24 protein-coding genes are annotated in these 24,013 nt (G+C 63.7%); 14 read left to right on the forward strand and 10 right to left on the reverse strand.

The genetic code is table 11. From position 1 onward, the window contains the following. Positions 1-69: 69 nt before the first annotated feature. Positions 70-945 carry a tRNA glutamyl-Q(34) synthetase GluQRS gene (gluQRS, locus tag ACYG9V_RS00555; protein ID WP_352762703.1) on the forward strand — a complete coding sequence of 292 codons (876 nt, stop codon included), beginning with the start codon at positions 70-72 and terminating at the stop codon, positions 943-945. On the opposite strand, the gene ACYG9V_RS00560 is transcribed toward gluQRS, so the two are convergent. Beyond that, positions 946-1,233, reverse strand: coding sequence for a hypothetical protein (locus ACYG9V_RS00560; protein WP_023671677.1), 288 nt, complete (start codon positions 1,231-1,233; stop codon positions 946-948). A gap of 218 nt (positions 1,234-1,451) precedes the next feature. On the opposite strand from ACYG9V_RS00560, the gene ACYG9V_RS00565 reads away from it, so the two are divergent. Beyond that, entirely contained in the window at positions 1,452-2,327 is an 876-nt protein-coding gene (locus ACYG9V_RS00565) for a DMT family transporter (RefSeq protein ID WP_352762705.1), read from the forward strand. Here the strand turns inward: ACYG9V_RS00565 and ACYG9V_RS00570 are convergent. Next, positions 2,324-3,175 carry a YihY/virulence factor BrkB family protein gene (locus ACYG9V_RS00570; protein ID WP_023671675.1) on the reverse strand — a complete coding sequence of 284 codons (852 nt, stop codon included), beginning with the start codon at positions 3,173-3,175 and terminating at the stop codon, positions 2,324-2,326. The genes ACYG9V_RS00565 and ACYG9V_RS00570 overlap by 4 nt on opposite strands. Before the next feature lie 60 nt (positions 3,176-3,235). Here ACYG9V_RS00570 and ACYG9V_RS00575 point away from each other — a divergent pair, with 60 nt between their 5' ends. The 7 genes from ACYG9V_RS00575 to ACYG9V_RS00605 all read left to right on the forward strand — a co-directional run bounded on the left by ACYG9V_RS00575 (position 3,236) and on the right by ACYG9V_RS00605 (position 8,663). After that, on the forward strand, positions 3,236-4,102 hold the full coding sequence (locus ACYG9V_RS00575) for an SDR family oxidoreductase (RefSeq protein ID WP_081732471.1): 867 nt from the start codon (positions 3,236-3,238) through the stop codon (positions 4,100-4,102). A 24-nt stretch (positions 4,103-4,126) separates the two neighbouring features. After that, on the forward strand, positions 4,127-4,318 hold the full coding sequence (locus ACYG9V_RS00580) for a twin transmembrane helix small protein (RefSeq protein ID WP_023671673.1): 192 nt from the start codon (positions 4,127-4,129) through the stop codon (positions 4,316-4,318). A gap of 19 nt (positions 4,319-4,337) precedes the next feature. Next, positions 4,338-4,919, forward strand: coding sequence for a cob(I)yrinic acid a,c-diamide adenosyltransferase (locus tag ACYG9V_RS00585; protein ID WP_023704306.1), 582 nt, complete (start codon positions 4,338-4,340; stop codon positions 4,917-4,919). A gap of 29 nt (positions 4,920-4,948) precedes the next feature. Further along, on the forward strand, positions 4,949-5,749 hold the full coding sequence (locus ACYG9V_RS00590) for a rhomboid family intramembrane serine protease (protein WP_352762707.1): 801 nt from the start codon (positions 4,949-4,951) through the stop codon (positions 5,747-5,749). A 216-nt stretch (positions 5,750-5,965) separates the two neighbouring features. Continuing rightward, entirely contained in the window at positions 5,966-6,715 is a 750-nt protein-coding gene (locus ACYG9V_RS00595; RefSeq protein WP_023686691.1) for an electron transfer flavoprotein subunit beta/FixA family protein, read from the forward strand. A 19-nt stretch (positions 6,716-6,734) separates the two neighbouring features. Further along, entirely contained in the window at positions 6,735-7,664 is a 930-nt protein-coding gene (locus ACYG9V_RS00600) for an electron transfer flavoprotein subunit alpha/FixB family protein (protein ID WP_352762709.1), read from the forward strand. Between the two features lie 120 nt (positions 7,665-7,784). Continuing rightward, positions 7,785-8,663: a 3-hydroxybutyryl-CoA dehydrogenase gene (locus ACYG9V_RS00605; RefSeq protein ID WP_023671668.1), complete on the forward strand. Its 879-nt coding sequence runs from the start codon at positions 7,785-7,787 to the stop codon at positions 8,661-8,663. A 27-nt stretch (positions 8,664-8,690) separates the two neighbouring features. On the opposite strand, the gene ACYG9V_RS00610 is transcribed toward ACYG9V_RS00605, so the two are convergent. From ACYG9V_RS00610 to ACYG9V_RS00620, 3 genes are all read right to left on the reverse strand, one after another. After that, entirely contained in the window at positions 8,691-10,625 is a 1,935-nt protein-coding gene (locus ACYG9V_RS00610) for a PAS domain S-box protein (protein WP_050587141.1), read from the reverse strand. A gap of 202 nt (positions 10,626-10,827) precedes the next feature. Further along, on the reverse strand, positions 10,828-11,466 hold the full coding sequence (locus ACYG9V_RS00615; protein WP_460221890.1) for an NrsF family protein: 639 nt from the start codon (positions 11,464-11,466) through the stop codon (positions 10,828-10,830). Between the two features lies 1 nt (position 11,467). Next, a complete protein-coding gene (locus tag ACYG9V_RS00620; protein ID WP_023671665.1) occupies positions 11,468-12,019 on the reverse strand; it encodes a sigma-70 family RNA polymerase sigma factor in 552 nt (183 codons plus the stop codon). A 204-nt stretch (positions 12,020-12,223) separates the two neighbouring features. Here ACYG9V_RS00620 and ACYG9V_RS00625 point away from each other — a divergent pair, with 204 nt between their 5' ends. The 3 genes from ACYG9V_RS00625 (at position 12,224) to ACYG9V_RS00635 (ending at position 16,036) form a co-directional block, all read left to right on the forward strand. After that, positions 12,224-13,231 carry an iron ABC transporter substrate-binding protein gene (locus ACYG9V_RS00625; protein WP_023698702.1) on the forward strand — a complete coding sequence of 336 codons (1,008 nt, stop codon included), beginning with the start codon at positions 12,224-12,226 and terminating at the stop codon, positions 13,229-13,231. Positions 13,232-13,385: 154 nt separating this feature from the next. After that, positions 13,386-14,957, forward strand: a complete 1,572-nt coding sequence (locus tag ACYG9V_RS00630) for an ABC transporter permease (protein WP_023694015.1) — start codon at positions 13,386-13,388, stop codon at positions 14,955-14,957. Further along, a complete protein-coding gene (locus ACYG9V_RS00635) occupies positions 14,954-16,036 on the forward strand; it encodes an ABC transporter ATP-binding protein (RefSeq protein WP_352762711.1) in 1,083 nt (360 codons plus the stop codon). The genes ACYG9V_RS00630 and ACYG9V_RS00635 overlap by 4 nt, the downstream gene beginning before the upstream one ends. 35 nt (positions 16,037-16,071) lie before the next feature. Here ACYG9V_RS00635 and ACYG9V_RS00640 read toward each other — a convergent pair whose 3' ends face one another. The 4 genes from ACYG9V_RS00640 to ugpB all read right to left on the reverse strand — a co-directional run bounded on the left by ACYG9V_RS00640 (position 16,072) and on the right by ugpB (position 20,265). Continuing rightward, positions 16,072-17,133 carry a sn-glycerol-3-phosphate import ATP-binding protein UgpC gene (locus ACYG9V_RS00640; protein WP_023694017.1) on the reverse strand — a complete coding sequence of 354 codons (1,062 nt, stop codon included), beginning with the start codon at positions 17,131-17,133 and terminating at the stop codon, positions 16,072-16,074. 7 nt (positions 17,134-17,140) lie between these two features. After that, on the reverse strand, positions 17,141-17,989 hold the full coding sequence (ugpE, locus tag ACYG9V_RS00645; RefSeq protein ID WP_023694018.1) for a sn-glycerol-3-phosphate ABC transporter permease UgpE: 849 nt from the start codon (positions 17,987-17,989) through the stop codon (positions 17,141-17,143). 9 nt (positions 17,990-17,998) lie between these two features. Further along, positions 17,999-18,883 carry a sn-glycerol-3-phosphate ABC transporter permease UgpA gene (gene ugpA / locus ACYG9V_RS00650; protein WP_023694019.1) on the reverse strand — a complete coding sequence of 295 codons (885 nt, stop codon included), beginning with the start codon at positions 18,881-18,883 and terminating at the stop codon, positions 17,999-18,001. Positions 18,884-18,954: 71 nt separating this feature from the next. Then, positions 18,955-20,265 (reverse strand): sn-glycerol-3-phosphate ABC transporter substrate-binding protein UgpB, encoded by a 1,311-nt coding sequence (ugpB, locus tag ACYG9V_RS00655; protein ID WP_023685331.1) that lies wholly within the window; start codon positions 20,263-20,265, stop codon positions 18,955-18,957. Between the two features lie 185 nt (positions 20,266-20,450). Between ugpB and ACYG9V_RS00660 the strand changes: the two genes are divergently transcribed. Together ACYG9V_RS00660 and ACYG9V_RS00665 are read left to right on the forward strand one after the other, a co-directional pair. Then, complete coding sequence (locus ACYG9V_RS00660; RefSeq protein WP_023685332.1) at positions 20,451-20,597, forward strand: hypothetical protein; 147 nt, start codon at positions 20,451-20,453, stop codon at positions 20,595-20,597. A gap of 147 nt (positions 20,598-20,744) precedes the next feature. Further along, positions 20,745-23,192: a bifunctional diguanylate cyclase/phosphodiesterase gene (locus ACYG9V_RS00665; protein WP_352762713.1), complete on the forward strand. Its 2,448-nt coding sequence runs from the start codon at positions 20,745-20,747 to the stop codon at positions 23,190-23,192. Between the two features lie 99 nt (positions 23,193-23,291). Here ACYG9V_RS00665 and tlpA read toward each other — a convergent pair whose 3' ends face one another. Beyond that, a complete protein-coding gene (gene tlpA / locus ACYG9V_RS00670; protein WP_023701405.1) occupies positions 23,292-23,984 on the reverse strand; it encodes a thiol:disulfide interchange protein TlpA in 693 nt (230 codons plus the stop codon). Positions 23,985-24,013: the final 29 nt, after the last annotated feature.

A 24,013-nucleotide genomic window follows, 5' to 3' on the forward strand; every position in this document is an offset into this window, starting at 1 on the left:
CTTGTTCCTGAACCGACCGCACGGTAGCAATTGGCAAAACCGCTGCACAACCCGATTGCCGCTTGTGAGATGACGCTCCTGACATTCCGCTTCGCGCCGAGCCCGAATGGCGAACTGCATCTCGGCCATGCCTATTCGGCACTGCTCAACCAGCAACTGGCGCGTGCGGCCGGCGGCCGCCTGCTGCTGCGCGTCGAGGACATCGACACGATCCGCTGCCCGCCTGAATTCGAGGCCGGCATCTTTCGCGACCTCGAATGGTTAGGTCTCGAATGGGAACAGCCGGTGCGGCGCCAGGCCGAGCATTTCTCCGACTATCAGGCCGTGCTCGACCGGCTGGTCCGCGAAGAACTCGTCTACCCTGCCTTTATGAGCCGTGGCGAGATCAGGGCCTTCATCGCCGACAGCGAAAAGCGCGGCCGCGGCTGGCCGCGCGACCCGGACGGCGTGCCGCTTTATCCCGCCGCCGACAAGGCGCTGCCGGTCAGCGAACGCAACCGCCGCATCGCCGAAAATGCGCCCTTCGCCTGGCGCCTCGACATTGATGCAGCGCTGGCGCGCGTCGGCACGGATTTGTCCTGGCGCGAATTCACCAACGAGACGCTTTCGGCGACGCAGCGTGTCGAGGCGCGTCCGCAGGACTGGGGCGACGTCATTCTGGCGCGCCGCGACATCCCGACCAGCTATCACCTGGCCGTCGTCGTCGACGACGCTCTGCAAGGCGTCAGCCATGTCGTGCGTGGCCGCGACCTCTATTCCGCGACCGGCATCCAGCGCCTGCTGCAGGAATTGCTCGGCCTCGGCCAGCCGCAGTATTTCCACCACCGTCTCATACTCGGTCCGGATGGGCGCAAACTGTCGAAGAGTTTTGCTGATACCGGCCTTGCCGCGCTGAGGCAGGCAGGCATGTCGCCGGACGAAGTCAGGCGGCTGGCCGGGCTATGACTAAAGCCGGGCCAGCCCCGCCTTGAGCAGCGCCAACGCGCCGATAAACGCGAAGGCGCCGCCCAGTCCCCAGGCAACCGCGAGCTTCAGATCTCTCAGGACGATGCCATGTTCGTTCGCGGCCATGACCGCGGCGAAAAAGCCGAGCGTGAACAGCAGCGTGTTGCCGGTCGACCCAAAACCGTCCTCCTGCATGATGGCGTCGAGCGCTGAGCCGAAGAAGAAGCCGAACACGGCCACACTGGCCACCGTCATCAACAGCCAGCTTGTATCGAGATGCAACAGCATGCGCGCTCCCTGTCGAAGCCAAAACGCCATGTCGCCGGATCGATCGACAGAAGTCGATTGCCCTGACGCCGCCCTTTGAATTCGGCCACCTCCTACATCAGGATGAGCTTATGTACCAATTGTTTCACTTTGCTTGCCGGATTGAACCGCATTAGAGCAATTGCCGTATTTGTCTCTTCACCGAATCGGACCTCTCCACCGGAAACGGCTTCCCCGAAATGCACAGTCTCAAGCGGTTCATCCCCGCCTCGTTTGTCGTCCTGTGGGCGACAGGTTTCATCGGCGCGCGCTACGCCATGCCCTGGGCGGAGCCCTTCACCTTTCTGGCAGCCCGCTTTGTCATCGCCGCCTTGCTGCTTGCCGGGCTGATGCTCGTGCTTGGCGCGAAGCGAGCCACAAGGGCAGAAGCGCTTCACGCCACGGTCGCCGGCATCCTCATGCATGGCATCTATCTCGGCGCCGTGTTCTGGGCGATCCACAGGGGCATGCCCGCCGGGCTTTCGGCGCTGATCGTCGGCCTGCAACCGCTGATCACCGCCGTGCTTGCCGGCCGGTTCCTCGGCGAGGACATCCTGCCGCGCCACTGGGCCGGCCTTGCCGTCGGCCTTGTGGGAGTGATCATCGTGCTGTGGCCGAAGCTCGGCGCTCTCGGCGGCGGCGTTACGCCCGAAACCCTGACGGCGTCGCTGGTCTCGGTGCTGGGCATGAGCGCCGGGACCATCTGGCAGAAGCGCTATGCCTCGGGTGGCGACCTGGTGGCGGCGACGATGTGGCAATATATCGGCGGCGGCTCGCTGATGATCCTGGCTTCGCTGGCACTGGAGACCCACACGGTGATCATCAACGGCGAACTGATCTTCGCCATGGCCTGGCTGGTCCTGGTGCTGTCGATCGGCGCCATCTTCCTGCTGATGGTGATGATCCGCGACGGCGAGATGTCGAAGGTCGCGTCGCTGTTCTACCTGGTGCCGGCCGTCACCGCTGTCATCGCCTGGGCGCTGTTCGGCGAACAGCTCAGCCTCGTGCAGATCGTCGGCATGGCAATCGCGACGCTCGGCGTCGGGCTGGCCACGGCTCGGCCAGCCAAAACCTAGCTGCCGACCCGTGCGCGCGCTTCGAGAAAGCGGCTGATCGCCGCATTGAGTTCGCCGCCGAGGATGAAGATCGCCGACAGCATATAGAGGAAAACCACGGCGATCATGATCGAGGCGAGGCCGGCATAGGTCGTCACATAGGACGAGAAATGGTCGAGGTAGGTCGCGAACATCGTCGAGCCGACAAGCCACGCAGCCAGAGTGAAGATGATGCCAGGCACCAGCGAGACAAAGCGGCGCTTGCCCGCCGGCAGCCAGTAGTGGACGGCAAACAAGCCACCAATGATGACGGTTGAGGCGATGACGTAGCGCCACAGCGTGATCGTGCCCGTATAGGGTTTGATCCACTCGAAATGAGCTTCCGCCAGCCGCGCCAGCAAAGGCGCAAAGACCAGGAGCACGCTGATCGCCAGGAAACCGGCCGTCGCGATCAGCACGAAGAAAATGCTCTGCACCCGGCGGTAGATGATGCCGCGCGTTTCGGCGACGCGGTAGGCGCGGTTGAGCGAGGTGCGCAGCGCCTCGATGCCGTTGGAGGCGAAATAGGCCGCCAGAAGCACGCCGTAGGTCAAAAGATCGGTGCGCCGCACGGTCAGCACGTTGAGCACCTCGCGCGCGATAGGCTTGGCGATCTGTTCGGGCCAGGTGTCGAAGACCAGGTGCACGGCAGTATCGGCGAACGCCTGCGCACCGAGGAAGCTCGCCAGCGTGGTGGCGAAGATCAGGAACGGGAACAGCGCCATGAGCGAAGTGATCGCCAGATGGCTGGCCATGGCCCAGCCGTCATCGGTGTTGAAATGGCCAAGCGCGTCATAGAGCACGCGGCGCAGCACGACGATATTCCGCATCAAGAGCCGCGTTCCCTTCGATTGTCTCGACGCCGCGAATATGGGAAGGGATTGTGGCAAATGGCAACCCTTGCTCAAACCACGATGCCGCCTGCCAAAGAGTTGCGCACCATCATCGTCACCGGCGCCTCGTCCGGGATAGGCGCCCACTGCGCCCGTGCGCTGAAGGCGGATGGCTGGCGCGTGTTTGCAACGGCGCGCAAGCCGGATGACATAGCCGCACTTGAAGCCGACGGCATCGAGGCCTTTTATCTCGACTACCGTGAGCCGGATTCCATCGCAGCACTTGCGGCATCGGTGCTGGAGCGGACAGGCGGACGCCTCGACGCCCTGTTCAACAACGGCGCCCATGCACAGCCCGGCGCCGTGGAAGACCTGCCGGTTGCGGCATTGCGCGAGCAGTTCGAGGCCAATTTCTTCGGCTGGCACGACCTCACCCGACGCATCGTACCGGTAATGCGTCGCCAGGGACATGGCCGCCTCGTTCATTGTTCCTCGATCCTTGGGCTAGCGCCGGTGCCTTTTCGCGGCGCCTACTCAGCCTCCAAGCACGCGCTCGAAGGCCTGATGCTGTGCATGCAGCAGGAACTCAGGGGCAGCGGCATCCATGTCTCGCTGATCGAACCGGGGCCGGTGACCTCGAAAATCGCCAGCAACGGGCTGTTCTGGTTCCTGAAAAACATCGACCACGAGAATTCCGTCCACCACGTCGCCTATGCCGCGCAGCTGGCGCGGCTTCGGGCCGGCGGCAGCTCATCACGGCTGAAAAAGGGGCCGGAGGTGGTCTATGCGGCCTTGCGCCATGCACTTCTGTCGCGGCGCCCGCGCCCGCACTATGTGGTAACAGTGCCGGCCAGGATTGGCGTGATGCTCAAGCGCATCCTGCCGGCATCGATGCTCTACCGCGTTCTGGCCGGACGCGCCTGATCGCAACAGAACTGGGAACAGATCATGGCAACCGTCATCAAAGTCCTCCTCGTCCTCGTCATGGTCGCCGTGGTGATCGTGCTTGTCCGCGGCCTCATCAACATGATGCGCGGCGGCTCCGGTGTGAGCTCGAACAAGCTGATGCAGGCACGCGTGCTGCTGCAGGCGCTGGCGTTGGCACTGATCCTGCTGGTGGTGTATTTCACCCGCAAGTGACGGCCGTTCGGGAGGCGACGTGGTCAAGCTCAACAAGATCTACACCCGCACCGGCGATGACGGCACCACTGGCCTCGGCACCGGTGAACGCAGGCTGAAATCCGACCTGCGCGTCGATGCCTACGGCACCGTCGATGAAGCCAATGCCTGCATCGGTATCGCCCGCCTGCACACAGCGGCAACTTATCCCGCCATCGACGCCATGCTGTCCCGCATCCAGAACGATTTGTTCGACCTCGGCGCCGATCTCGCCGTGCCCGACGACGGCAAGCCGCTGGGCTACGAGCCGCTGCGCATCATCGCCTCGCAGACCGACCGCGTCGAAAAGGATATCGACCTTCTCAACAAGGATCTGCAGCCGCTCAAATCCTTCGTGCTCAATGGCGGCACGCCGGCGGCGGCAGCACTTCATCTTGCCCGCACCGTGGCGCGACGGGCCGAGCGGATCATGGTGGCGCTGGCGCAGGACCCGGCCGAACATGTCAATCGCGAGGGGCTGAAATACATAAACCGCGTCTCCGACTTTCTGTTCGTCGCCGCCCGTGCGGTCAATGACAACGGAAATGCCGACGTGTTATGGGTGCCCGGCAAGAACCGCTGAATTTTCGAAGGCGGGAAAGGGCTTGGGGCATGTTCATCCCGCTTTACGACTCCAACAGGTTGCGCCACATCCGGCTGCAATATGTGACGATCGGCCTGATCGCGGTCAACGCGCTTGTGTTTCTCATCACCACGATCGGCGGCGAAAATTTCAACAACGCAGCCGTGCTCGGCTTCGGCTTCATTCCTTCGGTTGTCCACGACACGGCAGAACTCTCGCCCCAATTCGTCGTCATTCCCGAGAGCCTGAGTTACCTTACCTATGCCTTCCTGCATGCCGATATCTTTCATCTCGGCGGCAACATGCTGTTCCTGTGGGTGTTCGGCGATAATGTCGAGGACGCACTCGGCCACATCCGCTACCTCATCTTCTACCTGCTTTGCGCCATCGCCGGCGCCTTCTTCCAGGGGCTCGTCGCCTGGAGTTCGGAGGTTCCGCTGATCGGCGCCTCCGGCGCCATTGCCGGCGTCGTCGCCGCCTATCTGGTCCTCTACCCCCGGGTGAAAGTGTGGGTGCTGGTCTTTGCCCGCATTCCGCTGCGTATCCCTGCCTTCATCCCGCTGATCCTGTGGATCGGCTTCCAGGTGGTGATGTTTGCCGCCGGCGGCGAAAACCAGATATCCTGGGCCTGCCATATTGGCGGCATCATTGCCGGTGGCGTGCTGGTGCTCATCATGCGCAGCCGCGGCGTGCCGCTGCTCGCCGGTGACGACGGCGAGCCGGAACCCGCCGATCAGCCAGCCGCTTCTACTGGGCCGGCGCCAGCCGGTCCCGCTCCCGTGCAACCTGAGACGCGTTGGGGCCGGGGTGGCGCTTCCGGTCACAACTGAACCGATTTGAGCGGTTTGGCCGCTGCCGTGGCATATTGACGTGTTGCGTCTCCACAACTACGGAGAGCGCCACCGCTAGGCGGCAGAAGACAAGAATTCCGTCCGGCCAGAATTCCGTTTGGCCGGAATTCAGTCAGGAATGTCGGCTTTCGACAACTCTGCGGAGGCGCACGCTGCTATAGCGCGCCCGGATATCTCAGGAGAGGTGACAGGCAAATGAAGATCCTTGTGCCCGTGAAGCGGGTTGTGGATGCGAACGTCAAGGTTCGCGTCAAGGCTGATGGTTCGGCGGTTGAACTCGCCAACGTCAAGATGGCGATGAACCCGTTCGACGAGATCGCGGTGGAAGAGGCGCTCCGGCTGAAGGAAGCCGGCAAGGCCGAAGAGATCATCGTCGTTTCGGTCGGCCCGCAGCAGGCGCAGGAAACGCTCCGCACCGCGCTCGCCATGGGCGCCGACCGCGCCATCCTGGTCAAGACCGACGAACAGACCGAGCCGCTCGGCGTCGCCAAGGTGCTGAAGGGCGTCGTCGACGCCGAGCAGCCCGGTCTCGTGATCCTGGGCAAGCAGGCGATCGATGATGACTCGAACCAGACCGGCCAGATGCTGGCCGCCCTGCTCGGCTGGGCACAGGGCACTTTCGCCTCCAAGGTCGTGATCGACGGCGACAAGGCCAAGGTGACGCGCGAAGTCGACGGCGGCCTGCAGACGGTGGAGCTGAAAATGCCGGCGATCATCACCGCCGACCTTCGTCTCAACCAGCCGCGCTATGCCTCGCTGCCCAACATCATGAAGGCCAAGAAGAAGCCGCTCGACGAAAAGAGCCCGGCCGATTACGGCGCCGACGTCAAGCCGCGCCTGAAGGTGCTCAAGACCGAGGAGCCCAGCGGCCGCAAGGCGGGCGTGAAGGTCAAGAGCGTCGCCGAACTGGTCGACAAGCTGAAGAACGAAGCCGGCGTGCTCTGAGACTGGAAGGAACAGATAAATGACCATTCTCCTCATCGCAGAACACGACAACGCCAGCCTTTCTGACCAGACCGCCAAGGCGCTCTCGGCGGCGCTGCAGATCGGTTCGGACGTGCATGTTCTGGTTGCCGGCAAAGGCGCCAAAGGCGCTGCCGACGCCGCCGCCAAGCTCAAGGGCGTGAGCAAGGTGCTGCTGGCCGAGGCCGACGAACTGGCCGAGCGCCTCGCCGAACCACTCGCCGCACTCGTTGTCTCGCTGGCCGGCGCCTACGACACCATAATCGCGCCGGCGACCTCGTCGGGCAAGAATGTCGCGCCGCGCGTGGCGGCCCTGCTCGATGTCGCGCAAGTCTCCGAGATCATCGAAGTGGTTTCACCAGACACGTTCAAACGGCCGATCTATGCCGGCAACGCCATCCAGACGGTGCAGTCGAGCGACGCCAAGAAGGTCATCACTGTGCGCACCGCCTCCTTCCAGGCTGCCCCGGAGGGCGGCTCGGCAGCTGTCGAGACGGTCAAGGCCGCGGCCAATCCCGGCCTCTCCACTTTCGTCGAGAACAAACTCTCGGAAACCGACCGTCCGGAGCTGACCTCGGCCAAGATCATCATTTCGGGCGGCCGCGCGCTCGGTTCCTCGGAAAAGTTCCAGGAAGTCATCCTGCCGGTCGCCGACAAGCTCGGTGCAGCCGTCGGCGCCTCGCGCGCTGCCGTCGACGCCGGCTACGCCCCGAATGACTGGCAGGTCGGCCAGACCGGCAAGGTCGTGGCGCCTGACCTCTATATTGCCGTCGGCATTTCCGGCGCCATCCAGCACCTTGCCGGCATGAAGGATTCGAAGGTCATCGTCGCCATCAACAAGGACGAAGAGGCGCCGATCTTCCAGGTTGCCGATTATGGCCTGGTCGGCGACCTGTTCGTCATCCTGCCGGAACTGCAAAAGGCGCTTTGACGCTCTCTGCCAAAGCGTATTAAATTGTGAAAGGGTGGGGTAGACGAAGCTGCCCCACCCTTTTAGTTTGCACTGCACAAAAAGCAGGCCGCAAAGGCCTTTTCGACGGGATCGCTGCAAATGGCCAAGATCGAGACGATCGGCATCATCGGCGCCGGCCAGATGGGCGGCGGCATCGCGCATGTATCAGCACTTTCGGGTTTCAAGGTGCTGATCTACGACGTCTCGCCCGACCGTATCGAGAAGGGCATTGCCACGGTCAGCGGCAACATGGCCCGCCAGGTCGGCTCCGGCAAGCTTGAGGAAAAGCTGCGTAACGAAGCGATGGCGCGCATTTCCGCAGCCCCCACCATGGCTGATCTCGCCGGTGCCGATCTGGTTATCGAGGCGGCGACCGAGGACGAGACGGTCAAGCGCAAGATTTACGCGCAGCTCTGTCCCCAGCTCAACCCGGAAGCCATTCTGGCGACCAACACCTCGTCGATTTCGATCACCCGGCTTGCCGCGCAGACCGACCGTCCTGAGCGTTTCATCGGCATACATTTCATGAACCCCGTGCCGCTGATGAAGCTGGTCGAACTGGTGCGCGGCATCGCTACCGAGGATCAGACCTTCGAGGCGGCCAAGGCCTATGTGAAACAGCTCGACAAGACCATCACCGTCTCTGAAGATTTTCCGGCCTTCATCGTCAACCGCATTCTGTTGCCGATGATCAACGAGGCGATCTACACGCTCTATGAGGGGGTCGGCTCGGTCGATGCCATCGACACCGCCATGCGGCTCGGCGCCAACCATCCGATGGGACCGCTGCAGCTCGCCGATTTCATCGGCCTCGACACCTGCCTGTCGATTATGCAGGTGCTGCATGACGGCCTGTCGGATTCGAAATATCGCCCCTGCCCGCTGCTGGTGAAATATGTCGAGGCCGGCTGGCTCGGCCGCAAGACCGGGCGCGGCTTCTACGACTATCGCGGCGAGCATCCGGTTCCGACGCGCTAACCACCAGAACGAAAGTTCCGTGCTCCCTCAGGACGCCGCTGCAAGCGGCGGCTCTGCTTGGCCTCTTGACCCGGTATCGTCAGGCGCCACGGAAACACAGCCGCGGCCGGCGGCCTTGGCCGCATAGCAGGCAGCATCGGCCCGGGCGATGATCTCGTCGACTTCACCGCTGTTGCTGTGGATTGGCGCCAGCCCGATGCTGGCATCGATCGCATGCGGCCGGCCGTCCCAGCTGAACTGCAGGCCGCGGATGGCGTCGATGACAGAGCGTGCGGCAATCCTGGCGCCGGCGCTCGGCCCGGCTTTCAGGATGACCGCGAATTCGTCGCCGCCGAGGCGGGCCACGATATCCTCCGGCCCAAGCGCACCGCGAATGGCCTCGGCAACCCGCTTCAGCAAGGCGTCGCCGGCGGCGTGCCCGCCAGTGTCGTTGACCAGCTTGAAATGGTCCAGATCGATGAACATGAAATGATGTTCGCCCGCCGACCTGGCTGTGCCGGCCTTGCGGCTCCGGTCGACCAGTTCCTCCATGGTGCGGATAAAGCTCGAACGGTTGGCAAGGCCGGTCAGCGCATCATGCGCGGCGGCATAGGCGAGCTGGCGCTGCAAGGCGCGCGCATCGGTGAAGTCCTGGAAGACGATGACAAGACCGCAGAACTCCTGGCGGTCGTTCATGATCGGCGACACCACCTGGCGGATGCTGCAGCGTGTGTCGTCGCGACGGATGAGGACGGCGCGACTGTTCTGGTCGGCAGGGCTGGCGCTGCCGAGCGCCGGCCGCGTCATGCCGATCCTTTGCCCGGTTTCTTCGTCCACCGCCCAGTAGACATGGCCAAGCGTCTTGCCGAGCGCCTCCGCGCCAACAACGCCGGTGAGCTTTTCGGCGACCGGGTTCATGAAGGTGATGCGGTTGGCGGCATCGGTGCAGATGACGGCGTCGCCGATCGACTGCAGCGTCACCCTCAGCCGCTCCTTCTCGTCGGCCAGCATTGCCGCCGATACGATGAGGCTTTCCTCGGTTTGCTTGCGCTGGGTGATATCGGTCAGGCTGCCGATGGCCCTGACCAGCCGTCCGTCCTTGTCGCGTTCGAGCGTCTTGCCGCGGTCGAGGATCCAGACCCAGTGGCCATCCTTGTGGCGCATCCGGAACTCGGCTTCGAAGAACGGTGTCCTGCCCTCCAGATGGGCACGATCGGCTTCGGCGACGTTTTCGCGATCGTCGGGGTGGATCATCGCCAGCCAGCGGTCGGGGTCGCCGTCCAGTTCGCCATCGGCATAGCCCAGCATCTTCACCCAGGTGGCGGAGTAGGTGGTGCCGCCCTTCCGCATATCAAGATCCCAGACGCCTTGTCCGGCGCTGGCCAGGGCAAAATTCCAGCGCGTTTCGGCTTCGGCTATGCGCGCCTCGGATTGCTTGCGCGCATCGATATCCTCGATCTGGGAGACCAGGTAGAGCGGGCTCCCGCTCTTCTCGTCGCGAATGACGGAACCGGCAAGATGGGCCCATACCGGCGTGCCGTCCTTCCTGAGGTAGCGCTTTTCGAAGTGGAAGGCGTTGACGGTGCCCGCCCGCATGCCGTCCATCGTCTCACGGCCGATCTGCACATCGTCGGGATGGGTGATCTGAAAGAAGGTCAGCGCCTCGATCTCCTGCTTGCTATAGCCGAGCATGGCGGCGAAGGCCGGGTTGGTTTCATGGATGCGGCCGTCGAGGCCGACAATGGCGATGCCGATCGCCGAATCCTCCATGGCGCGGCGGAAACGCTGCTCGCTTTCGGCGATCTGCCGGCGGTCGTCCAGTATCCGGTAAATGAACAGGGCGGCGAGAATCAGCGCAACGGCGGCGACCGGCACCGATATCTGCAGGCAGAGTTTCAGCACTTCGGCGCTGACATCGAGCCGCGACAGCAGGAGCGCGACCACGGCAGCGCAAAGCCCTCCGGCCGCAAGCACCAAAGCCACGTGACTGTCAGCCCGCAGGCTTTTTCGCTCTCGTCGCATCACTGTGCATGCCACCCCATGCGCAACACATTTCTGCAAAAAACACTGGATGATCGATTTTAAGGAAAGGTTGCGCCGGAGCCACCGGCAACACGGTGAACCCGCAAACAATTGCCGGCATGATTAAGGATCGGTGATTATTGGGCGATCTTGAACCGCCCGGTCACCAGCGCACGAAGAACCGTCCCCCGAGCGCGCCCAGACCGGCGAGGACGGCGATGGCGAGCGTGTACCAGGTGGCGACGAAAAGCGGCAAATCGTCGAAGCAGTGCGCGGCGTAGAAGGTTGCCGCCAGGCCGCCGGCGAGCAGTCCCGCGACCGCCCCGGCCAACACCGGCCGCGTCGGCGCGCCATAGCGCAGCATCCACAGGAAGACGGCAAGCGGGCCGATTCCGATCAGCGGGATGAAGCCCATGCAGATCATCATGTTGGAGCCGACCATGCGCGTGCTCCACATCGGCTCCGGCACCATGAACAGTTCGAGAGCCACCGCCACGGCCACCAGCAGCGGCGCCGCCAGCATCCAGGCCGCGGCTCTTGCCGTCGAAGCGCCCGGCGTCGACAACGCCCGGACCAGGCCAAAGGCGGTGACGGCTAGCACGATGGTGAACACGAACTTCGCCAGGAACCGCATCGTGTGCATGGCGGTCATGATGTCGGGACGCGGGCCGATGGTGAGAAAGAAGACCAGAGCCGCGATCACCGCCGCGGCTGCCGCCGCCATCAACCAGGCCGAGCGCAGCGGCATCGCCTTGCTGCTTGTGTCGGCGTCGAGTGCCTTGATGAGATCCTCCGTCCTCATGTCACTGCCGCCCGAAGCGCCCCTGCCCAAATCGCTTGGCGATCGCGGCAAGCCCGCGATGCAGCGACACCCGCACCGCCGTCTCGCTGACGCCGAGCCTGGCCGCCGTCTCGCCGATGGAGCGGCCGTCGACCGAGATCGAAGAAACGACGGAGCGCTGCGCAGCCGGCAGTCCGTCCAGCGCCCGGTTGATGTCGCGTTCGCTGACGGTCTCGGTTTCCGGCTCGGCAAAGGTCTCGGCGATCTCGTCGATCTCGATTTCGATGCGCCGTCCGCGCCGCCGGAAAGCATCGATCAGCTTGAAGCGGGCTATCGCATAGATCCATGGCAACACCGGCGCGTCCTGGCGCCAGGTATGCCGTTTCACATGAATGGCCAGCAAGGTTTCCTGCACGACATCCTCGGGATCGACCCCGCCCTGTACGATCTTGCGCCTCGCAAAGCCGCGAACCAGCGCGGCGATCCGGTGCAAAAAGTCGGCGTAGGCCCTTTCATCTCCCGCGATCGCGGCCCGCATCAGCCGGGAAAGCTCGGCCTCATCCTTGCCGCTCACAAGAGTTCACTCCCCGATCTTCGCGCCTCGGCACCGATTTGTTACGTGTCCGGCGAAATAATGTCCAAGCCAAAGTGCCGCAAAATCACGAAAGTTTGCGGGAGCGGCGACCGATTGAAGCAGCCGAGCAATGTTGACTACTGCTGTCAGGTATCGATAGGTGCAGCCTGCGAAACCAGAACCACCGAGATTGAGGATGACGCCATGAGATACACGCTCTCCACCCTAGCGGGGGCCACAGCGCTGGCCGTGAGCATGATCGCCGGGCCGGCGATGGCCGCGGATGCAGGCATCATCGTCTACAACGCCCAGCATGAGAGCCTGGCCAAGGAATGGGTCGAAGGTTTCACCAAGGAAACCGGCATCAAGGTCACGCTGCGCAATGGCGGCGACAGCGATTTCTCCAACCAGATCGTCGCCGAGGGCGCTTCTTCGCCGGCCGACGTGTTCCTGACCGAAAACTCGCCGGCGATGACCCTGGTCGAAGCGGCGGGCCTTTTCGCGCCGGTCGACGCCGACACGCTGGCGCAAGTCCCGGCCGAATTCCAGCCGAGCAGCGGCAAATGGGTGGGTGTCGCGGCGCGCAGCACCGTCTTTGCCTACAACAAGACCAAGCTCACGGCCGAAAAGCTGCCCAAATCGATGCTCGATCTCGCCGATCCCGCCTGGAAAGGCCGCTGGGCAGCCTCGCCTTCCGGCGCCGATTTTCAGGCCATCGTCAGCGCGCTGCTCGAGCTCAAGGGCGAAGCCGCAACCGCCGACTGGCTGAAGGCCATGAAGGAGAATTTCACCGCCTACAAGGGCAACGGCACGGTGATGAAGGCGGTCAATGCCGGCGAGATCGAAGGCGGAATCATCTACCACTATTACTATTTCGGCGATCAGGCAAAGACCGGCGAAAACAGCAAGAACGTCGAACTGCATTATTTCAAGAACCAGGATCCCGGCGCTTTCGTCTCGATCTCCGGCGGCGGCGTGCTCGCCTCGAGCAAACACCCGAAGGAAGCCCAGGCGTTCCTCAAATGGGTGACCGGGAAAGGCGGCCAGGACGTGCTGAAGACCGGCACGTCCTTCGAATACGCTATCGGCAAGGACGCGCAGTCCAATCCCAAGCTGGTGCCGCTGGCCGACCTGCAGGCGCCGAAGGTCGATCCGGCGACACTGAACTCCAAAAAGGTGACGGACCTGATGACGGCAGCCGGCTTGCTTTAGGCTGGGTTCGTCCTAAAAGGGCAACGATTGCGCTCCTGCCGGACTTTCCGCAGGAGCGCTCTGTTTTCGAGATGGCATTGTCCATGACAACACATTGCGTTTCCGGCCGCGCCTGCGGCGCCCCCGCCCCGGCGGCAGTGGCGCGGTCGAGCTGATGCAAACTGCGGTCGATCTCGCACGTTCAGGCCAGACAGTCGGGCGGTCCCGCCGGAAGCCCATGTCCTGGATCGCGCTTGCCGCCATAATTGTCTCGCTGCTGTCGCTGCTGCCGCTGGCGTTCATCATCTGGATCGGTGTGCAGATCGGCTGGGACACTGCTTCGGCCCTGGTCTTCCGGCCGCGCGTCGGCGAACTTCTGGTCAACACCGTGCTTCTGGTGGCGCTCACCGTGCCGATCGCCACCGTGCTGTCGGTGACGCTGGCATGGCTGACCGAGCGCAGCGACCTGCCCGGCGCCCGCCTGTGGGCTTGGCTGTCGGTGGCGCCGCTCGCCATCCCCGCCTTCGTGCATTCCTACGCCTGGATCACCATGGTGCCGACCTTGCACGGCCTGTGGGCCGGCGTGCTGGTCTCGGTTCTCGCCTATTTCCCGTTCCTCTATCTGCCGCTGGCGGCGGCTCTGCGCCGGCTCGATCCTGCTTTGGAGGACGCAGCCGCAGCACTCGGCCTTGGACCATGGCGGGTGTTTTGGCGTGTCGTGCTGCCGCAGCTGAGACTGGCCATTTGCGGCGGCGCGCTGCTGGTCGGCCTGCATCTGCTGGCCGAATACGGCCTCTACGTCTTCATCCGCTTCGACACTTTCACCACGGCGATCGTCGACCAGTTCCAGTCGACCTTCAACGGTCCCGCCGCCAACATGCTAGCCGGCGTCCTGGTGACTTGCTGCTTCGTGCTGCTCGCGCTGGAGGTGCTGGTGCGCGGCGAGGAACGCTATGCCCGCGTAGGCTCGGGTGCCGCGCGCCGCCAGCAGCGCACCAGGCTCGGGCGCGCCACGCTGCCTTGCCTGGCTCTGCCTGCCATCACCACGCTGCTCGCCATCGGCGTGCCCTTCGTCACCATCGGCCGCTGGCTGGTCGCTGGCGGCGCCGATGTCTGGCGTTTCGACGAGATCGGCCTGGCGCTTGGCCAGACGCTCTTCCTGGCGCTCGCCGGCGCCTTGCTTGCGACAATCGCCGCCATGCCGATGGCCTGGATCTCGATCCGCGCGCCCGGGCCGCTGCAGCGGCTGCTCGAGGGCTGCAACTACATCGTCGGTTCGCTGCCCGGCGTCGTCATCGCGTTGGCGCTGGTCACCATCACCGTGCGCATCGCCATGCCGCTCTACCAGACGCTGTTCACAATCCTGGTCGCCTATGCGCTGATGTTCCTGCCGCGCGCCTTGATCAGCCTCAGAGCCTCGATCGCACAGGCGCCGGTCGAGCTCGAACGCGCCGCCGCCAGCCTTGGCCGGCCGCCGCTGAAGGCGCTTTGGTCGACAACGATTCGCCTGTCGGCGCCGGGGGCTGCGGCCGGCATGGCGCTGGTCGCGCTCGGCATCATGAACGAGCTGACCGCCACCCAGATGCTGGCGCCCAACGGCACGCGCACGCTGGCCATGGCGTTCTGGTCCTATAGCGGCGAGATCGACTATGCCTCCGCCGCCCCTTACGCCTTCATCATGGTGGCGATGTCGCTGCCGCTGACCTGGCTGCTCTATGTCCAGTCGAAACGGATGGCCGGGCGATGAGCTTTCTCGAAATCAGTGGCCTCACCAAGCACTACGGCCCGGTCGCAGCCCTTGCCGGCATCGAGCTCAGCGCCGCAAGCGGCAGTCGCACCGCGATCGTCGGCCCGTCCGGCTGCGGCAAGACGACGTTGCTGCGGCTGATCGCCGGCTTCGAGGCGCCCGACCAGGGCCGCGTCGTGCTCGACGGCGAGGTGCTGGCCAATGGCGGCCATGCGGTGCCGGCGCACCGCCGCGGCATCGGCCTGGTGGCGCAGGACGGCGCCCTGTTCCCGCATCTCAGCATCGGCGACAATATCGGCTTTGGCATGGCCCGCGGCGAGGACCAGCGCGCCGAGCGCATCGCCGAGCTCGCCTATACCGTCGGGCTGGACAAGGCGATCCTCAAGCGCCGCCCGCACCAGCTCTCCGGCGGCCAGCAGCAGCGCGTGGCGCTGGCCCGCGCCATGGCGATGAAGCCCAGGCTGATGCTTCTCGACGAACCGTTCTCGGCGCTCGACACCGGTCTGCGCGCCTCGATGCGCAAGGCGGTCGCCGAACTACTCGAAGCCGCCGGCATCACCACCATCCTGGTCACCCACGACCAGGCCGAGGCGCTGTCCTTCGCCAGCCAGGTCGCGGTGATGCGCGACGGAAAGTTCTCGCAGGTCGGCACGCCGCGTGAGCTCTATATGCAGCCGAAGGACCGCATGGTCGCCGAATTTCTTGGCGACGCCATCATCTTGCCGGCAAAGATTTCAGGCGGCTTCGCCACCTCCTCGCTCGGCCGCATCGCCGTCGACTCGAAGGAGCGGCGCGACATCGCCCGCATCATGCTGCGACCGGAGCAGGTGCAGGTAAAGCGCACGTCGCGCGAAGGCATGTCGGGTCCTGCGGGCACGATCTTCGCCGAGGTGACGGACTCGGAATTCGCCGGCTCGATGTGCACCATTGCGGTGCGTTTGTTGAACAACCCCGATCCGCCCGACGCCGCGGCAATAGGCAGCACGCCGCTGATCCTGCGCAAACCGGGTATCGACGCGCCTTCCGTCGGCGAGATCGTGCGCCTGACAGTTTCCGGCAAGGCGCATGTCTTCGCCTGAACTGCCGATGCGTCGGATTGGCGCGAGCGGCTGCGTCAATCGACTCGTTTCCCAGCATTGTCGAACCAATGCAGCTTCTCGGCCCTGGCCACGACGCGCAGTTGATCGCCGGGTTTGGCCGTGGCGCGGCCGGCCACACGCACGACGATGCGGTTGCCGCCGGCGGCACAGTGAAGAAAGCTTTCGGCTCCCACAGGTTCGACCGCCTCGACCGCCGCAGGCAGAATAAGCGCGCCGGATGATGCCTCGGCACTGAAGGTGACGTCGGCATCCTCAGGGCGGAAGCCAAGCGTGGCGGCGTTCGTAGGCGCGAAGTCAACCGTCTTGCCGTCGGTCAGCGCCGGACCAGCCGGTCCTTGCGAAAGAGGCAGAAGGTTCATCGGCGGCGCTCCGATGAAGCAGGCGACGAAGGTCGATGCCGGCTTCTCGTAGATGTCGAGCGGCGCGCCCGTCTGCTCGACCAACCCGCCATTCATGACGACGAGAATATCGGCCAGCGTCATCGCCTCAAGCTGGTCGTGGGTGACGTAGACCGAGGTGACACCGAGCGAGCGCTGCAAATTCTTGATTTCGACCCGCATCTGGCCGCGCAGTTTGGCGTCGAGGTTGGAAAGCGGTTCGTCGAACAGGAAGACTTTTGGATTGCGCACGATTGCGCGACCCATGGCCACGCGCTGGCGCTGGCCGCCGGAAAGCTCGCGCGGGCGCCGGTCGAGCAGCGCCGTGAGCTCCAGCACCTTGGCGGTCGAGCGAACCCTGCTGTCGATCTCGTCCTTGGGAGTACCCCGGTTGCGCAACCCGTAGGCCATGTTGTCGTAGACCTTCATATGTGGATAGAGCGCATAGTTCTGGAACACCATGGCGATGTCGCGCTCGGTCGGACCGATCGTGTTGACGATCTTGCCGTCGATGGCGACGATGCCGGAAGAAATGGTCTCAAGCCCGGCGATCATCCGCAGCAGCGTGGACTTGCCGCAGCCGGACGGCCCAACCAGAACGCAAAGCTCCTTGTCGGGAATGGCGATCGAGACACCCCTCACCGCCTCGACGCCGCCGGGATAGACTTTCTTCACATCCTTCAGATCGACGGTCGCCATCAGCTTCTCACTTTTCGGTATCGACCAGTCCGCGCACGAACCAGCGTTGCATCAGCACCACGATCAGGATCGGCGGCAGGATGGCCAGCATCGCGGTGACCATGACCAGATGCCATTGGGTATCGGCATCGGCGAAGGAGACCATCTTTCTAAGTGCGATGACGATGGTGTTCATGTCATTGCTGTTGGTGACGAGCAGCGGCCACAGGTACTGCGTCCAGCCATAAATGAAGAGGATGACGAACAGCGCCGCGATGTTGGTGCGCGACAGCGGCAGCAGGATGTCGAAAAAGAAGCGCCATGGTCCGGCGCCGTCGACACGCGCCGCTTCCACCAACTCACCTGGGATGGTCATGAAGAACTGGCGAAACAGAAGCGTGGCGGTGGCCGAGGCGATCAGCGGAATGATCAGGCCGGCATAGGTGTCGATCATGCCGAGATCGACCATCACCTTGTAGGTCGGCAGGATGCGCACCTCGACGGGAAGCATCAGCGTGATGAAGATCAGCCAGAAGAAGACCATCCGAAGCGGAAAACGGAAGAACACGATCGCATAGGCCGAAAGGATCGAGATGAAAATCTTCCCCACCGCGATGCCGAGCGCCATGATCGTGGTGTTGAGCAGCAATCGGCCGACACTGACGCCGCCGATGCGGCCGACACCGCCGAACAGCGCCTCGCTGTAATTGTTCCAGACCTGGTCGCCGGGCAAAAGAGGCAATGGCGGCTTGAGGATGGTCTGCAGCGTCTGCGTGGAGGCAACGAAGGTGTAGTAGATCGGGAAAGCGACGATCAGGATGCCCAGGATGAGCACGGCGTGGGCGATGAGGGCGCGAAGCGGGGACTGACCAATCATCGCTCGCGCTCAACCGTAGTGGACTTTGCGTTCCACATAGCGGAACTGGATGGCCGTGAGTGAGATGACGATGACCATCAGGATGACCGACTGCGCGGCCGAATCGCCGAGGATCAAATTGACGAAACCGTCATTGTAGACCTTGTAGACCAGCGTCTCGGTGGCCTTGCCTGGCCCGCCGCCGGTGACGGCATGAACGATACCGAAAGTGTCGAACAGCGCATAGACAGTGTTGACGACCAGCAGGAAGAAGGTCGTCGGTGCGAGCAGCGGGAAGACGATGGTCCAGAAGCGCTTCGTCTCCCCGGCGCCGTCCATGGCCGCCGCCTCTATCAACGTCTTCGGCACCGCCTGCAGCCCGGCGACGAAGAACAGGAAATTGTAGCTGATCTGCTTCCAGGCAGCCGCAGACACCAGCAGGATCATGGCTTGGTTTCCGTTAAGCAAGGGATCCCAGGCGATGCCGAGACCTCTCAAGGCGTAGGCCAGCGAACCGATCGAGGGGTTGAACAGAAACAGCCACAACATGCCGGCAATCGCCGGCGCCACCGCATACGGCCAGATCAGCAGCGTGCGATAAAGGCCTTTGCCGCGCACCACCCTCTCGGCCATGACGGCAAGCAACAGGGCCACACCCATGGCGACCATCGCGGTCGCCAGAGAGAACACCAGCGTAACTTTGATCGAGTTGAGGTAGGCCGGGTCGGCCAGCACCTTGCGAAAATTGGCGAGCCCGACGAACTTGCTCTTCAGCCCGAACGGGTCTTCCCTAAGCATCGACTGGTAGAGCGCCTGCCCCGTCGGCCAGTAGAAAAAGATCAGCGTAATGGCGAGTTGCGGCGCCACCAGCAGGTAAGGCAGGGTCTTGTTGGGAAAGACGACGCGTGGAGACAGTGTGGTTCCCTCGCTGTTCAGGAAGTCGTCCACGCGGGTCCGCGTGGACGAGGTTCAACTGACAAATCGCTTCAATTTCCGATCGCTTCCTGAATCGCCTTGTTGCCGCGTGCGACCGCGTTGTCGAGCGCCTGCTGCGCAGTCTGCTGGCCGGCCAGCATCTTCTCGAACTCCTCGTTCTCGATGTCGCGCACCTGCGGCAGGTTGACGAGGCGCACGCCCTTCGAGTTCTCGGTCGGCGCCTTGCCCAGCATCTGCAGGATCGGCGTCTCACGGCCCGGATTCTTGTCATAGAAGCCGGACTTCTTGGTCGCCTCATAGGCAGCGAGCGTCACCGGCAGATAACCCGACTTCTGGTGCAGATACTCCTGCACTTCGGTCTTGGACAGGTAGGAGAAGAACGCCGCGACGCCCTTGTATTCCTCGTCCGATTTGTTGCCGAACACCCACAGGCTGGCGCCGCCCGGCGTGGTGTTCTGGGGCGCGCCCTTGGCGTCACTATCATAGGGAAGCTGGCCGATGCCGTAGTTCATGCCCGACTTGACGATGTCACCGAGACCCCCCGACGATTCGGTGAAGATGCCGCATTCTCCGGCAAGAAAGATCTGCTTGGCTTCGGATGTACGGCCGCCATATTTGAAGGTGCCGTCCTTGGCCAGGTCGGCGAGCGCCTGGAAATGATTGACGAAGATCGGCGCATTGATCTTGAGCTCGACGTCGGTTCCGGCAAGTCCGTTCTGGTTGGTGCCATAGGAAACGTCATTCCAGGCAGCGAAGGCCTCAAGGTGGATCCAGGTCAACCAGGTCGAGGTATAGCCGCAGGAAGCGGCGCCGCTCGCCTTGATCTTCTTGGCGGCTTCCCACACCTCGTTCCAGGTCTTTGGCGGATTGTTCACATCAAGCCCGGCCTTCTGGAAGATATCCTTGTTGTAGTAGAGGATGGGCGACGAGGAATTATAGGGGAAGGACAGCATGGTCCCGTCCGGCTTCGAATAGTAACCGACGATGCCGGGCAAATACTGGCTCTTGTCGAAGGTCACGCCGGCGCTGGTCAGCACATCGGCCACCGGTTTGATCGCACCTTCGGCTGCCATCATGACGCCGGTACCCACGTCGAACACCTGGATGATGTCGGGCGCTTGCCCCGCACGAAAGGCAGCGATGCCGGCATTCAGCGTTTCGGGATAGGTGCCCTTGAAAACAGGGAGAATTTCATAGTCGCTCTGGCTGGCATTGAAATCCTTGGCGATCTTGTCGACCACCTCGGCATTCGCGCCGGTCATGGCATGCCACCAACTGATCTGGGTGGCGGCGAAGGCGGAGGTGGTGGAAAGCAGGGTCAAGGTGGCGGCAACACCGGCCGCAAAGCCGAACAACTTCATGTTTCATCTCCCGTTTGTCATTGGCGAAAGGGGCGCTCCCGCGAACGCAATATGTGTCGCTGATGACAATCGGACAACGGATTTGTTGCTGTTTCGTGAATTTCATACCCGGCTAACTTCGCGCCCCCTCGCCTTGCAACGAGGACAGAGAGAAATGCCAAGCCGGCTCAGCGATAGAATGGGGCATGGTGGGCCTGCAAGGATCGCCGACCGCCCAGCGATGCGTGAAGGGCCCGCGTGACAGCGCCACGCACCTGCACCGTGCGGCCGCCAAACCGGCGCTCGGCCAGATCGAGATCGGCCGAGCGGCATCGCGCCAGGCGCTGCTGTAACCGTGCGTCTGGAATGAGACAGGATCGCCGCAACATACAACCCGAAAAACCCGCTGTAGTTGTAGTTCCCATAACCGATTCTTCGTCAAGCGTGGCATACTAATCAAGTGGACGGCTTGATTGCTGTGGGAGAGCAGGTGGGGCGAGATGCTGACGGTCTATAATTGTATCGTGCATGAGCACGATCTGAGACTGGTCGCACTGGCAGCGCTCATTTGCGGTATTTCTTCCTTCTCGGCGGTCAACCTGCTTCGCCATGTCGACCGCTCGAGCGAGCGCAACCGCTATACCTGGCTGATGATAGCAGCCACTTCCACCGGCTTCGGTATCTGGGCGACGCATTTCATCGCAATGCTTGCATTTTCTCCCGGAATCCCCAACGCCTACAATACGGAAATGTCGGCGCTTTCGCTCGCCGGTTCCGTCGCCCTGACCGCCGCGGGCATGTGGATCGCCACCTTGCGCCGGGGCATCGACTACCCTCTGGTCGGCGGCGCGGTCCTCGGCGCCGGTATCGCCGCCATGCACTATATCGGCATGGCCGCCTTCGAGGTCGAAGGGCGCATCGTCTGGAACCCGCTGCTGGTCGGCGTCTCGGTGCTGACAGGCGTCACCCTCGCCGCGCTGGCGCTGCTGGTCGTGTTGCGACGGCCGTCCATGCAGGCCACAATCGCCGCCGCCATCCTGTTGACGCTGGCGATCTGCAGCCTGCACTTCATCGCGATGGGCGCGGTGTCGATCTTCCCGGACTCCTCCATCGAGATATCGCAGTTCACGGTCGAACCGATGTCGCAGGCCTTCGCCGCCGCTGCAGTCAGCATGGCTATCCTGGTGCTTTCAGCCGCAGCATTGTGGATCGACCTGCGCTTCCGTCGTCACAAGATCGAGGCCGAGCGCATGCACGGCCTCGCCAACGCCGCCGTCGAGGGCCTGATCGTATGCGACGGCGCCCGCATCGTCAGCGCCAATGACAGCATCGCCGCGCTAACCGGCATTGCGCCGGAAGTGCTGAACGCGATGCTGCTTGGCGACCTCTTCGGCGAACGCACCGCGGCCGGCATGTCCGACTGCAGCGGACAGGCACAGGAAGCCGAACTCAGAGCCCATGACGGCGCCACCATCCCCGTCGAACTTATCGCAAGGAGCATCGACTATTGCGGCAAGCGGCACAGCGTTGTCGCCGTGCGCGACATCCGCGAACGCAGGAAGGCCGAGCAGGAGATCCTGCGCCTCGCCCATTTCGACCCGCTGACCGGGCTCCCCAACCGCCGCAGTTTCTCCGGCCGGCTCGAGGCCGAAATTGCCGCAATGGACCGCGGCGGCAAGGGTGGACATCTTGCGCTGCTGCTGCTCGACCTCGACCGCTTCAAGGAAGTGAACGACCTGTTCGGGCATGGCGCCGGCGATGCCATGCTGCAGAAGGTGGCGCTATGCGCCTCCGCCGTGCTCCGCCACGGACAGATGCTGGCGCGACTCGGCGGCGACGAGTTCGCCATCATCGCTCCGAACCTTCCCGATCCGCAGGCGGCCGGCCGCATCGCCGAGGCGGTGCTGGCGGCCATGCGCGAGGAAAACCGGCTGTCGGTCGGTGGCGGGCTGGTGTCGGCCAGCATCGGCATTGCACTTTATCCGCTCGACGCCGATGAGCCGACACTCCTGGTCAGCCACGCCGACACCGCGCTCTACCGCGCCAAGGCCGAGGGCAAGGACACCTACCGTTACTTCGAGGCCTCGATGGGCGCCGAGGCGCGAGACCGGCGCGTGATGGAGCACGAACTGCGCCAGGCCATGGCGCGCGATGAGTTTCGCCTCGTCTACCAGCCACAAAAGGAGATCAGCAGCGGGCGGATGGTCGGGTTCGAAGCGCTGATCCGCTGGCGCCATCCGCAGCGCGGCGACGTGTCGCCGGCGACCTTCATCCCGGTGGCCGAAGACAGCGGCGTCATCATCCAGATCGGCGAATGGGTGCTGGCGACGGCCTGCGCCGAGGCAGCGCGCTGGAAGAACCCTCTCACGGTCGCGGTCAATGTCTCGGCGGTGCAGCTCCACAATCCGAATTTCAGCCGCAAGGTGCATGAAGTCCTGCTCGGCTCCGGCCTGACGCCCGGCAGGCTCGAACTCGAGATCACCGAAACGGCGCTGGTCAAGGACATGCCGCGCGCGCTGGCGACCTTGCGCCAGGTGAAGGCGCTTGGCGTGCGTGTGGCGATGGACGATTTCGGCACCGGCTACTCCTCGCTGTCCAATCTCCGCGCCTTCCCCTTCGACAAGATCAAGATCGACGGCTCATTCATCAAATCAGTCGACAGCAACGGCCAGGTGGCAGCCATCGTGCGCGCCGTTCTGGGGCTTGGCCGCGGTCTCGGCCTGCCGGTTCTGGCCGAGGGCGTCGAGACGCTGGGCGAGCTGAAATTCCTCGGCGCCGAGGCCTGCGAGATCGGCCAGGGCTACTATCTAGGCCGGCCGAGCCCGATCGAGGCGTTCAGCGAACTGACCGGCGTCGCGGCGCCGGCGGCACAAGACGACGCCAGCGTCAAACAATGCGGCGGCAGCATCTTGATGCTGCCGCCGGCGGCGGCCCTACGCTCAGCCTAGAGCAATTTCAGGAAAAGTGTGAAACGGTTTTCCGTCCGAAATTGCGTCGAAACAAAAAAGTTAGCGCGGGTAGCCGTTTCGACGAAACGGTGAACCGCTCTAAGGGGCGAGTGCGGCCTCGACCAGGCGCTTGGCATCCGGTCCCGACCATTCGGCCGGTCCGTTCATATGCGCGACCAGGCAGCCTTCGCCATCGATCAGCATGGTGACGGGGAGGCCTAGCGCCAAGCCACGCGTCTTGACGTCGTTGAACAGCGCCAGCGTCGAATCGCGGTAGTAGCCGAGCGACCCGATGCCGATATCGGCGAGGAACTTCTTCGGCTTCACATCGTCGCCGGCATCGACATTGACCGCGACCACTTCGAAGGCATCGCTGCCCTTTTCCTTCTGCAAGGCGTCGAGCGCCGGCATTTCGGCGCGGCAGGGCGCGCACCACGTTGCCCACAAATTGAGCAGCACGGTCTTGCCGGCATGATCGGCGATCGTCATCGGCTTGCCGTCGGGACCGTTGAAGGCGAGACTTTTCAGCGATTGCGGCGGATCCGCGGGCAGCAATGCCGCAACCTGGCCGGTAGCCGCGGCGGCAACCTTTTTGGCGCGGTCGCTCTTGGCGGCGCAGGCGACATCGTCCTTGCTGTTGCCCGCGCCGGCCGCAGGTGCGCTGCCGGTGGCTGCGTTGTTGCCAGACCCGCTCTCGCTGACATATACCGCGACCGCGCCGGCCAGCACGCCCGCCAGCAAAGCGGCGAGGATCAGGCGCGGGGCCGGGAAGTATCTGTTACCGTCTGCCATTTTCTAAGACTGCTCCGGAGCACGGGTTA

It is taken from the genome of Mesorhizobium sp. W016 (assembly GCF_054719485.1).